Origin of the sequence: Streptomyces lydicus (genome assembly GCF_001729485.1) — a bacterium.
Lineage (GTDB): Bacteria > Actinomycetota > Actinomycetes > Streptomycetales > Streptomycetaceae > Streptomyces > Streptomyces lydicus_D.
Genome location: NZ_CP017157.1, coordinates 4885480 through 4896860 on the forward strand (window position 1 = coordinate 4885480; position 11381 = coordinate 4896860).

The 11381-nt window shown below is 72.1% G+C and carries 8 protein-coding genes; 5 read left to right on the forward strand and 3 right to left on the reverse strand.

Annotated features, from left to right (window positions below; translation table 11 throughout):
• The first annotated feature begins 454 nt into the window (after window positions 1-454).
• From SL103_RS21315 to SL103_RS21325, 3 genes are all read left to right on the forward strand, one after another.
• Window positions 455-1108: a transglycosylase SLT domain-containing protein gene (locus SL103_RS21315; protein ID WP_079145890.1), complete on the forward strand. Its 654-nt coding sequence runs from the start codon at window positions 455-457 to the stop codon at window positions 1106-1108.
• 382 nt (window positions 1109-1490) lie between these two features.
• Window positions 1491-2363, forward strand: coding sequence for a lysozyme (locus SL103_RS21320; RefSeq protein WP_069570568.1), 873 nt, complete (start codon window positions 1491-1493; stop codon window positions 2361-2363).
• A 207-nt stretch (window positions 2364-2570) separates the two neighbouring features.
• Window positions 2571-3023, forward strand: a complete 453-nt coding sequence (locus SL103_RS21325) for a spore-associated protein A (protein ID WP_069570569.1) — start codon at window positions 2571-2573, stop codon at window positions 3021-3023.
• A 97-nt stretch (window positions 3024-3120) separates the two neighbouring features.
• Here the strand turns inward: SL103_RS21325 and SL103_RS21330 are convergent, their stop codons facing one another.
• Window positions 3121-4596 carry a phytoene desaturase family protein gene (locus tag SL103_RS21330; RefSeq protein WP_069570570.1) on the reverse strand — a complete coding sequence of 492 codons (1476 nt, stop codon included), beginning with the start codon at window positions 4594-4596 and terminating at the stop codon, window positions 3121-3123.
• A gap of 122 nt (window positions 4597-4718) precedes the next feature.
• Here SL103_RS21330 and SL103_RS21335 point away from each other — a divergent pair, with 122 nt between their 5' ends.
• The gene (locus tag SL103_RS21335) at window positions 4719-6728 is read left to right on the forward strand and encodes an ABC transporter ATP-binding protein (RefSeq protein WP_164492876.1); all 2010 of its coding nucleotides are present in this window, start codon (window positions 4719-4721) and stop codon (window positions 6726-6728) included.
• Between the two features lie 2 nt (window positions 6729-6730).
• Here the strand turns inward: SL103_RS21335 and SL103_RS21340 are convergent, their stop codons facing one another.
• Window positions 6731-8284: an SDR family oxidoreductase gene (locus SL103_RS21340; protein WP_069570571.1), complete on the reverse strand. Its 1554-nt coding sequence runs from the start codon at window positions 8282-8284 to the stop codon at window positions 6731-6733.
• Window positions 8285-8627: 343 nt separating this feature from the next.
• Entirely contained in the window at window positions 8628-9740 is a 1113-nt protein-coding gene (locus SL103_RS21345; RefSeq protein WP_069570572.1) for a LacI family DNA-binding transcriptional regulator, read from the reverse strand.
• Between the two features lie 339 nt (window positions 9741-10079).
• On the opposite strand from SL103_RS21345, the gene SL103_RS21350 reads away from it, so the two are divergent.
• A complete protein-coding gene (locus SL103_RS21350; RefSeq protein WP_069570573.1) occupies window positions 10080-11372 on the forward strand; it encodes an ABC transporter substrate-binding protein in 1293 nt (430 codons plus the stop codon).
• Window positions 11373-11381 lie beyond the last annotated feature (9 nt).

Here is an 11381-nt window from a genome sequence, read left to right on the forward strand (position 1 = left end):
ATTTGACGCACTTCCCGGCCCGGCGTCGGACAGCCGGGCGGATGAATTGCCTTCCAGGCGCGCATGAAGTGGTGTCGGTGAGCGGTAATTCCGGTGTGAGCCAGGCAACTTATAGACCCCACTCAAGCGGCTTTTACAGCCGCTTCCAGGTGACTCGGGGCACGCGATGTACGTCACTTACGACCGTGCTTAGTGAGTTTCTCATCCGCTCTTTCCCGCTCAACGCGGCGAGATTCGCGCACCACTTCAAAGATCAGGGTTTATCTCACGAAGGCGATTAGTACAGAGCACCATTGCCTCAATTCGGGACGGTCGCTAAACATGGATTCCGACGCACCGAGAGCGAGCTTGCGGCTCACGCCCCGAAGGCGAACGCAGCGAAGAACTCCGGTGCGCCACGCGCCGCCACACAAGGCCGCCTCCCCGTACCCGTACCTGGAAGAGGTCACCCTGCATGCCCAGCTTCACCCTGCCCCGCGCTGTCCGGAACACCCGCATCACCCGCACCCACAAGGTCGCCGTGGCCGTCCTGGCCGCCGCGGGTGTCACCTCGGGCCTTTCCCTCACCTCGGCCCCGGACACCGCACAGGCTGCTTCTGAGCACTCCTCGGTCGCGGTCAAGCCCGTCCACGCGAACGGTCAGCCCGCGAAGGCCGACGACGCCAAGACCGGCCGCCCCGTGACCGCCTCGGTCGCCGACCACATCAAGGTCACCGCCGTCGCCAAGCAGCACAAGGCGCAGCAGGCCGCCAGCCGCTCCGCGGACCGTCCGGCCGTCAAGAAGTACGCGAACAACCTGGACGGCTGGATCCGTCAGTCGCTGGACATCATGAAGTCCAAGGGCATCCCCGGCTCCTACGAGGGCCTGCACCGCAACATCATGCGCGAGTCCAGCGGCAACCCCAACGCCGTCAACGACTGGGACATCAACGCCATCAACGGCATCCCCTCGAAGGGCCTGCTCCAGGTGATCCAGCCCACCTTCGACCAGTACCACGTCGCCGGAACGGCCAACAAGCTCACCGACCCGGTCGCCAACATCACCGCCGCCGCCAACTACGCGGCACACCGCTACGGCTCCATCGACAACGTCAACTCGGCCTACTGAGCCGACCACGTCGAAGAGCCCTCGCCGGCACGCAGGCCGGTCAGCCCGGATGGGGCAGAGGTATGACGGACCACCCGTGCGAGCCCCCGGGCTCTGCATGAGGCAGCTTGCGAAGCGGCGGAATGGCGCGTTCGCCGCTGCGCGGGACAGCGGGCCCCGGCACGAGCCGGGGCCCGCTTTGCGCTGTCCGGGGCCGTGCGGCGCCGGACCGCGCGCCGGGTGACGGCTTCCGCCCGCCATACGGGTGAGATGAAGGGCCGGACGGCGGACTGACGGCCTGTTGGGTCATGCGGCCAGGCGGTTCTGCGTATAAGTCTCTTATCGGCAGAATTCTGCTCAAAAGCTGCCGAACTGACTCAACCGATGGCCTCGGAGGCATGCGATGCCCTTGCGCAGATCCGGTCCGGCCCGCCGTACAGTCCCCCTTGCGGCCGGAAAGCTCTTTTCTCTTCTCTCCGTGCTCGCTCTGCCCCTCGCGCTGCCCGGCCACGCCACGGCGTCGGACACCGGGCTGGTGCCGGCCCACCCCGAGCAGGACTGGATGGGGTCCACCATCGTCGCCCACGAGGGCGGTGACCGGGCCGGCGGGATCGAGCCGCGGGCGTCGCACAGCCGGGCCGTGGCCGGTGTCGACGTCTCCAGCCACAACAAGCACGTCGGCTGGGCGTCGCTACGCAGGTCAGGGGTGCGTTTCGCATACGTCAAGGCCACTGAGGGAACCGCTTACACGAACCCGTACTTCGCGCAGCAATACCGGGGCTCGTACAACTCCGGCATGATCCACGGCGCGTACCACTTCGCGCTGCCCGACCACTCCAGCGGCAGCACGCAGGCGCGGTACTTCGCCGAGCACGGCGGCGACTGGTCCAGGGACGGCAGGACGCTGCCCGGCGCGCTCGACATGGAGTACAACCCCTACGGCGCGACCTGCTACGGCAAGAGCGCCAAGGCGATGGTCAACTGGATCGACGATTTCGTGGAGACCTACCGGGACGAGACCGGCCGGGACGCGGTGATCTACACCTCGACCAACTGGTGGAAGCGCTGCACCGGCAATTCCGGACGGTTCGGCCGGTCGAACCCGCTGTGGATCCCGCGCTACGGCTCCTCCGTCGGCTCGCTGCCGGCCGGCTGGCGGTTCCACAGCATCTGGCAGCACACCTCGTCGGGCCACCCGATCGGCGACCGCAACCGCTTCAACGGGAGTTACAGCCGCCTCAAGGTCCTCGCGAACGGCGACGGCGACGACGACTGACCCGGCGCAACGCGCCCCACCGCAACGGCCGGTCCGCCGCTGCCCGCCCGGGCACCGCAGACCGGCCGTCGTGTTTCGTCCTGCCGTTCGCGACAACTCCGTTCGAACAATGGGGAATTCCTCTCGCGGTACAACCATCGGCGGCCTCGCGTGGTCCAACACTGTGAAATGACCACGCGAAGCACAGCACCCGACGGGGGTATTCCCATGAAGCGTTCCCGTGCCATCGCAGGATCAGCCGCCGCACTCGCCGTGGCGGGTCTCGCCACAATGGCGACCGCCACCACCGCGGCCGCCGCTCCCACCGCCGCCGCCTACAACGGCGCCTGCGGCAGCGGCTACAAGGTCGTGAATTCCGTACCGGTCACCGGCAAGGGGACCGTGTACCTGACGTACAGCGCGACGACCGGAAAGAACTGCGTCGTCACCGTCCGGAACAGCCCCGGTGCGCCGGTGTACATGTACACCTATCTCACGGCGACCGACGGCAGTTCCGACTACGTTTACGACAGCGGTCAGTACACCTCCTACGCCGGTCCGGTCTATCTGCCCGGCAAGGGCATCTGCGTGGACTGGGGCGGCGCGATCGGGTCGGTCAGCGTCAGCGTCTCCGGCTCCAACTGCGGTCGGCTGGCCGCCGGTGTGGTGACCCACCACTGAGTTCCCCGCTCCACGGCACCGCGGACCGAGCGGCGCCCGGTGGCGGGTTCCCGGGCAGCGCCCGCCCGGGAACCCGGCCCGGGCGCCGTCCGCATGGTCAACTCGCGTGTCGTGCAAGCCCGTTGTGCGGCCACTCCCGGCCCAGCGCCCGCAGCGCGGAGCGGGCCGCGTTGTGCCCGCACATGCCGTGGGCGCCGGCGCCGGGCCAGGTCGCGGCCGAGCAGAGGAAGACGCCGGGGACGCCGGTGCGGTACGGGTCGACGGCGACCCGCGGGCGCATGGTGAGCCGCAGCGGGGTGTTGGCGCCGCCGATGATGTCGCCGCCGACGAGATTGGGGTTGCCGCGTTCGAGGTCGGCCGTCGAGGTGGCCGTGGCCGCCACGACGCGCTCCCGCGTGCCCGGTGCGAAGCGCTCGAACTGCGCGAGCATCGCGGCGGTGGCGTCGCCGCGGTACCCGTGCGGCACGTGCGCGTAGGCGGAGACGGGGTGCACCGTTCCGGCGGAGCGGCCGGGGTCGGCGAGGTACTGCTGAGAGACCAGGAGGAACGGGCGCTCGGGCATCCGTCCGCGGAACACCTCGCGCTCCGCGTGGGCGATCTGCTCGAAGCTGCCGCCCAGATGTACGGTGCCGGCGCGCCGGCAGGTCTCGGCACGCCAGGGCACCCCGCCCTCGACGGCCAGATCGAGCTTGAACGCGGCGGGTCCGTGCCGGTGGCGGGTGTAGGCGCGCCGCACCCGGGGCGGCAGCCGGTCGCCGATCACCGCGGCCGCGGCGGCCGGTGCGAGGTCGAGCAACACCGTTGCGGCGGGCGGGAGTTGGTCGAGCGAGTGGATGCGTACGCCGGTCTCGATCCGGCCGCCCGCGTCTTCGAGCAGCGCGGCCAGCGCGCGGGCGAGGGCGGCGGAGCCCCCCTTGGCCACCGGCCAGCCGTAGCGGTGTCCGGCCGCGATGACCATGAGTCCGATGGAGGCGGCCAGCGGCTGGGACAGCGGACCGAAGAGGTGGGCCGCGGCCCCGCCGAAGAGGCCGCGGGCGGCCTCCGTGCGGAACCGGCGGGCGATCAGGGTGGCGGGCTGCAGGGCGTGCAGGCCGAAGCGGGCGAGTCGCACGGGGTGCCGGGGAATCTTGACGAGCGGTCGCATCACCTCGTCCAGGAGGACCTCGGCGTCGGCCGCCGGTGGCCCGAAGAGCCGTTCCCAGGCGGGCCCGTCGGCGCCGAGCCCGTCGGCCGTCCGTGCGACCGAGCGGTACAGCGCCCCGGCGGTGCCGGAGTCCACCGGGTGGGCCAGGTCGATCTCGGCACGGCGCCACTCCAGTCCGTACGCCGCGAGGTCCAGGGTCCGCAGGAACGGGGAGCCGGCGCCCATCACATGCGTCGAGGAGCAGTGGTCGAACAGCACGCCGGGCACCGCCAGCTCGCCGCTGCGGAGCCCGCCGCCGATCTCGTCGGCCGCCTCCAGCACCGTCACCCGCAGCCCGGCGAGCGCCAGCGTGACCGCCGCTGCCAGGCCGTTCGGTCCGGCCCCCACCACCACTGCCGTCTCGCGTGCTCCCCCGGCTCGTTCCGTCATGCCTCCAGCATGCCAAGGCGCGTGGAAATCGCGGGCGCGGGCCGCCGTGACGCCCCCTCATGGGCATCGTTCTCCGGACACCCGCGACATGGCGGGCGCCGGCCACCCGACCAGGAGGCAGCATGGGATTCCGTCTCTCCACCGCAGGTACCGGAACCGATGCCGGGGGCGAGGACCGGCCGCCCTCGGCGTCGGAGCGGTTACTCTTCGGCGGCCGGCTGCGCGATGACCACGCCTGGTCGGCGCACGACGGCGCGTTCACCGAACTCGGGCTGCGGGCGATGGTGCTGCGGCTGCCGCATCTGCTGGCGCTCACCGCCCGGCTGGCGCACCGGGCCGACGCCAGGGCGCTGCGGATGGTGGTCGGTGCCGAGACCGGCCGGGGCGTGGCGCAGGCCGTCGCCATGGTGAACCTCAACGGGGTGCTGGCGGCGCTGCTGGGCGGCGGGGCGACCACGGAACGGCTGCGCGGCGCGCTGCCCGCGCTGCTCACCGTGGGGCTGGTCGCGGTGGCCGGTGCGGTGCTGAAGTCCGTGTCGACCATGGGCACGGGACGGCTGGAGCCGAAGGTCGAGCGGGTGGCGACCGAGCTGTACTTGCGGGCCGCGCAGCGGGTGGAGATGGCGGCGGTGGAGGACGCGGAGTTCCACAAGCGGCTGGAGAGCGCGCGGTTCGGGGCGGGGGCGGCCCGGCGGATGATCCAGTACGCCACCTCGGTGATCAACGCCCTGCTGTCGCTGACCGCCGCGCTCGCGGTGCTGACGGCGTTGCATCCGGCGCTGCTGCCGTTGATCGTGCTGATGACGCTGCCCAGCGCCTGGGCCGCGCTGTCGGTCGCCCGACGGAACTACCTCTCACACCTGGCGTGGATGCAACACGCCCGCGCGGGGCGGATGTTGAGCGATCTGCTGACCTCGGCGCAGGCCGCGGCGGAGATCCGGGTCCACGGCATCGGCGGCTTCCTGCTGCGGCACTTCCGGCTGATGGCCGAGGACTCGGAGCTGGAGCAGACCCGGCTGGCCCGGCTGGCCGCCCGTACGGGACTGGTCGCGGCGCTGGGGACGGGCGCGGCGACGCTGGCCGCGTTCGGGGTGCTCGGGTGGCTGCTGTGGAGCGGCGCGATGGCGCTGTCGGTGGGCGGCACGGCGGTGATCGCGCTCCGGACCGGCTCCGGTGCGCTGGAAAGCCTCGTACGCCAGATCAACTACCTGCACGAGGAGGCCCTGTTCGTCGGCGACCTGGAGCACGTCCAGGCCGAGGCGGCGGCCCGGGCGATCCCGGACCGGGGGCGGGCGCTGCCGGAGCGGCTGGACGAGATCCGCTTCGAGAAGGTCACCTTCCGCTACCCGGGCACCGATGTGCCGGCCCTGCGCGAGCTGGACCTGGTCGTACCGGCCGGGAAGATCGTCGCGCTGGTCGGCAGCAACGGGTCGGGCAAGACGACGGCGGTGAAGCTGCTGTCGGGCCTGTACACGCCCGACGAGGGACAGGTCCTGGTGGGTGGCGTGCCCACCGACGCCGTCGACCGGCACGCCCTGTTCTCCCGGGTCTCCACGGTCGGCCAGGACTACTTCCGCTGGCCGTTCACCGCGCGGGCGAACATCGCCATCGGGCGGGCGGACGCGCCCCTGACGGAGCACCGGCTGGACGGCGCGGTGCGGTACGCGGACGCCGAGGAGGTGGTCCGGGAGATGCCGCGGGGGCTGGACACCCTGCTCGCCCGCGGTTACAAGGGCGGTCACAATCTGTCCGGCGGTCAGTGGCAGAAGCTGGCCATCGCCCGGGCGCGCTACCGCGACGGGGAGATCCTGGTCGTCGACGAGCCGACCGCGGCGCTGGACGCGGCGGCCGAGCAGGAGGTCTTCGCCAAGATCCGGAATCTCGCCGCCGACGGGCAGACGATCGTGCTGATCACCCACCGGCTGCATTCCGTCCGGCACGCGGACCTCATCTACCTCATGGAGCACGGGCGGACCGTCGAGCACGGCACCTTCCGCGAGCTGATGTCCCCGTCCGCTCCGGGCGGTTTCCGCGCCCTGTACGAGCTCCAACGCAGCCAGTTCCAGACGGAGGAGGAGACGGGCCGGCCGTCGCTGCCCGCCCAGAACGGCCCGGCGGCGGACGGCCGTTGAGGTCAGGGCCGGTCGGGCGCGCCGGCGGCCGGCACGCGTTCGGGCACGTCCCGGGCGGTGGGCCGTTCGGCCGCGGCGGCGATGTTGCGGGCCATGCCGCCGAACACCGCGGCGTGGAAAGGCGAGATCGCCCACCAGTACGCGTGGCCGGCCAGCCCGTGCGGGTGGAACAGGGCCCGCTGGCCGTAGCGGGTACGGCCCCGGTCGTCGCGGCCGACGGTCATCTCCAGCCAGGCCAGGCCGGGCAGTCGCATCTCGGCGCGCAGCCGCAGCAGCCGCCCCGGCACGACCTCCTCGACGCGCCAGAAGTCGAGCGAGTCACCGACCCGCAGCCGGCCGGCGTCACGTCGGCCGCGGCGCAGCCCGACCCCGCCGACCAGCCGGTCCAGCCAGCCGCGCACCGCCCAGGCGAGCGGGAAGGAGTACCAGCCGTTCTCGCCGCCGATTCCCTCCACCACCCGCCACACCGCCTCGGGCGGCGCGTCCACGGTCTGTTCCCGGCAGTCGGTGTAGAGGCTGCCGCCCGCCCAGTCGGGGTCGGTGGGCATCGGGTCGCTGGGGGCGCCGGGCGCGGCGGCGTTGGTCCAGCGGGTGGTGACGTCGGCGTCCCGTACCCGGCGCAGGGCGAGGGCAAGGGCGTCGTCGAAGGCGAGCGGGTGGCCCGGCGGGTCCGGGTCGGGGACGTGGCGGGCGATGTCGTGCTCGTGGCAGACGACCTCGTGGCGCAGCGACTCGGCGAGCGGCCGGGCGATGCCCGGCGGTACCGGGGTGACCAGTCCGATCCAGAGGCTGGACAGGCCGGGGCTGAGCATCGGCACGGGCAGGATGAGCCGTTCGGGCAGGCCGGCGACGCGCGCATAGCGCTGCATCATGTCGCGGTAGGTGAGGACGTCGGGCCCGCCGATGTCGAAGGTCCGGCTGACGTCGTCGGGGAGGCGGGCGCAGCCCACCAGGTAGCGCAGCACGTCGCGGACCGCGACCGGCTGGATGCGGGTGCGGACCCAGCTGGGGGTGACCATGACCGGGAGGCGTTCGGTGAGGTAGCGGAGCATCTCGAACGAGGCCGAACCGGAGCCGATGATGACGGCGGCGCGCAGCACCGCGGTGGGCACGCCGGAGTCCAGCAGGATCCGTCCGACCTCGGCGCGGGAGCGCAGGTGCGGTGAGAGGTCCCGTTCGGGGATGCCCCGCGGGGTGAGTCCGCCGAGGTAGACGATCCGGCGGACGCCGGCGGCGCGGGCCTCGCGGGCGAAGATCCGGGCGGCCCGGCGGTCGGTCTCCTCGAACCCCCGCCCGCTGCCCAGGGCGTGCACCAGGTAGTACGCGACGTCGACGCCGGCCATCGCGGGACGGACCGAGTCGGCGTCGGTGAGGTCGCCGCGCAGCACCTCCGTCCGCGCGGCCCAGGGGTGGTCGCGCAGCTTCTCCGGGCTCCTGGCCAGGGCGCGCACCGCGTAGCCGGCCGCGAGCAGCTCGGGGATCAGACGGCCGCCGATGTATCCGGTGGCGCCGGTGACCAGGGCGCGCGGCGCCGGCGAGCCGGCTTCGTCGACCATGCGGACGGCCTCCTCCGGCCGGCGGGCGCGGGGGTACGGCCGGCCTGCCCGCCAGTCTGTCACCGGATCTGCGGCGAGGCATCACGGCCCGGGGCGGGGCGGCGCCGGGACCGGGCGGGCCGGGTCCGGCGCGGGCCGGGGCGGTCCCTCCTCGCTGCCGCCCCCCGTCGCGGCGGGGCCGGCCCCCCCGGCCGACACGCCCCCGGCCCCGTCCCGCCCGGTCCGCCGTACCGCCGGTCCGCCGTTCCGCGACCGGGACGACTCGCGGGAGCCGGTACCCGCCGCGGACCGGCGCGGGACCGGCAACGGCGTGGCGGTGTACGGCGGTTGGCGGTGGTGCCGGTCAGTCGCGGGAGGCGGGGCCGGTGCTCTCGCGGGCCTCCAGGTGCGGGAGTTCGCCCTGCACGGTGCGGTGCGGGCCGCCGTCGAGGACGCCGAGGAGCTCCTGGGCGGCGAGCCGGCCGAAGCCGGGTGTGTCCCGGACGAGCGCGGTCAGGCGGGGGTGGGTGACCCGGCACAGGGCCGAGTCGTCCCAGGCCACGATGGACAGCGCGGCCGGTACGGGGATGCCGCGCCCGGCGGCCACCGCGGTGCCGGCCACGGCCATCACGTCGTTGTCGTAGATGATCGCGGTGGGCGGCCGTGCGGCGTCGAGGAGGCGGCGGGTCGCCTCGGCCCCTTCGGCGTCGGAGTAGTCGGTGGTCACCGAGTGGACGTGGCGTTCGTCGAGGCCGCGCCGCGCCGCCTCGGTGCGCAGCGAGCGGATGCGGCGTTCGGTGTGGGCCAGTCCGGGCAGGCCCGCGACGTGCACGATGCGGCGGTGGCCGAGGCCGTAGAGGTGGTCGAGGATCCGGGCCATGGCCTTCGCGTCGTCGGCCCAGACGGTGGCGAGGGGCGGCTGCGCGGCGGCGTCCGGGGCGGCGGCGTCCGGGTGCGCCCCCGGCGCGGCGGGCGCCGGCGGGCCGCCGATGACGACCGCGGGCAGGCCGAGCGCGGTGAGCAGTTCCGGGCGGGGGTCCTCGGTGCGCGGATCGACGACGAGGACGCCGTCCACCCGGCGCTCGGCCCACCAGCGGCGGTAGAGCGCGCACTCGGTGCCGAGGTCCTCGACGACCTGGAAGAGCAGGGCGATGTTCCGGGCGGAGAGCACCTCCTGGATGCCGGAGACCAGTTGGAGGAAGAAGGACTCCACGCCCAGGGTCTGCGCGGGCCGGGCGAGCACCAGGCCCAGGGCGCCGGCCCGTTCACCGGACAGGGCGCGGGCGGCGCTGTTGGCCTGCCAGCCCAGTTCCTCGGCGACGCGGCGCACCCGGGCGCGGGTGTCCCGGGAGACGCCCGGGCGGTCGTTGAGCGCGAAGGAGACGGCGCTCTCCGAGACCCCGGCCCGGCGGGCGATGTCCTTGATGGTCGGGCGGCGCGCCGGCTTGGGGCGGGCGGCCTCACCGGGGGCTGTCATGGCGGGCTCTCCTCGGACTTAACCGCATTAGTGCGGCTCAGTCTGATCAGCGGCGGGTGAGCTGTCAAACGTCGCACGAAGGCCGGTTCGAGGCCGGCGCGGTGGCCTGTGCGGCGGACGATCACCAGCACGGAAAGGCCGTGCCGGTCCCGGGTATTGACACCTACTAAAACGCATTAGTAGCGTCTGCCGCATCGTCGCCCGAGGGCTCGGAGAACGTTCGACCGAGCAGCCGTGAACGCCAGATCCCCCTTTTCCGCGCAATAAAGCAAGACACGTTTCCGGTTTTTCGCGGCGCACATTCACCGGTGCCTGGTCCGAGCAGAGGAGCCGCCAGTCATGCGCATTTCCCGTCGAGCCGCCGCCGCGACCGCCGTCGTGGTCACCTCGGCGCTCGCCCTGACCGCGTGCGGGTCCTCGACAGGACCCGACGGGGCGGACAGCGCCTCGGGGAAGGTCGAGGGGCAGGTCACCTTCCAGACCTGGAACCTCAAGGCGAATTTCAAGGATTACTTCGAGGGCGTGATAGCGGACTTCGAGAAAAAATATCCGCACACCAAGGTGAAGTGGGTGGATCAGCCGGCCGAAGGATATCCGGAGAAACTGAGTGCGGACGCGGCGGGCGGCACGCTGCCCGATGTGGTGAATGTGTCGCCGGATCTCGCCTATCCACTGGCGAAGGCGGGACTCGCACTCGACCTGGACAAGGCGGCGACGAAGTACCGCGGCGAGTATCTGCCCGGGGCGTGGCAGAGCCATGAAATGCCGGGACTGCCGGGCGTTTACGCGTTCCCCTGGTATCTGAACACCGGCCCGATGTTCTACAACAAGGAGCTCTTCCGGCAGGCCGGGCTCGACCCGGACAAGCCGCCGACGACCTACGACCAGCTGTTCCGGGACGCGGTGTCGATGGCGCGGCACAGCGGCCGGAGGACGGCGATGCTCGCCAGCACCCCGTCGATCGAGGACTTCGGGCGGTACGGCGTGCGGCTGATGAACGACCGGGGCACGGAGTTCACCTTCAACGAGCCCAAGGGCGTCGAGCTGCTGCGGCACTACAAGGAGCTGTACGCGGCCGGGGCGCTGGACTCCCAGGCGCTCACCGCGAAGGCGGAGTCCTCCGGGCGGAAGTTCCAGCAGGAGTCGGTGGCCATGAATCCGGGCAGCGCTCTCGATCTGGAGAACTTCAAGAAGGAGGCACCGAGCCTCTACCGGCACATCGGCATCACGGACGCGGTCAACAACACCGGTAAGGCCAATATGTACGTCCAGGGCCTGATGGTGAATGCGCAGAGCAAGGCGAAGGCGGCCGCGGTGGCGTTCGCGCACTTCGTCACCGACAAGGAGAACCAGATGGCCTTCGCCAAGAAGGTCACGATCTTCCCGAGCACCAAGGGCTCGCTGGACGATCCGTACTTCACCAAGGAGGACGGTACCGACACGACCCGTGTGCGGGTGGCGTCCGCCAAGTCGCTGAAGACCGCGGTGAATTACACGCCGGTACTGCTCAGCGACCAGATGAAGACCGTGCTGCGCAATGCGGTGGCGAAGGCCGTACAGGGCAAGGAGTCGCCCCGGGCGGCGCTGGACGGCGCGGTCGCCGAGTGCAACCGCCTGCTGAAGACCGGCTGAGGCCGGGGC

What these genes read in the sequence shown, in the direction of transcription:
- SL103_RS21330 (WP_069570570.1), bottom strand. Translation starts at nt 4,596, where the DNA reads ATGACGGAACGAGCCGGGGGAGCACGCGAGACGGCAGTGGTGGTGGGG.
- SL103_RS21325 (WP_069570569.1), top strand. Translation starts at nt 2,571, where the DNA reads ATGAAGCGTTCCCGTGCCATCGCAGGATCAGCCGCCGCACTCGCCGTG.
- SL103_RS21315 (WP_079145890.1), top strand. Translation starts at nt 455, where the DNA reads ATGCCCAGCTTCACCCTGCCCCGCGCTGTCCGGAACACCCGCATCACC.
- SL103_RS21335 (WP_164492876.1), top strand. Translation starts at nt 4,719, where the DNA reads ATGGGATTCCGTCTCTCCACCGCAGGTACCGGAACCGATGCCGGGGGC.
- SL103_RS21340 (WP_069570571.1), bottom strand. Translation starts at nt 8,284, where the DNA reads ATGGTCGACGAAGCCGGCTCGCCGGCGCCGCGCGCCCTGGTCACCGGC.
- SL103_RS21345 (WP_069570572.1), bottom strand. Translation starts at nt 9,740, where the DNA reads ATGACAGCCCCCGGTGAGGCCGCCCGCCCCAAGCCGGCGCGCCGCCCG.
- SL103_RS21320 (WP_069570568.1), top strand. Translation starts at nt 1,491, where the DNA reads ATGCCCTTGCGCAGATCCGGTCCGGCCCGCCGTACAGTCCCCCTTGCG.
- SL103_RS21350 (WP_069570573.1), top strand. Translation starts at nt 10,080, where the DNA reads ATGCGCATTTCCCGTCGAGCCGCCGCCGCGACCGCCGTCGTGGTCACC.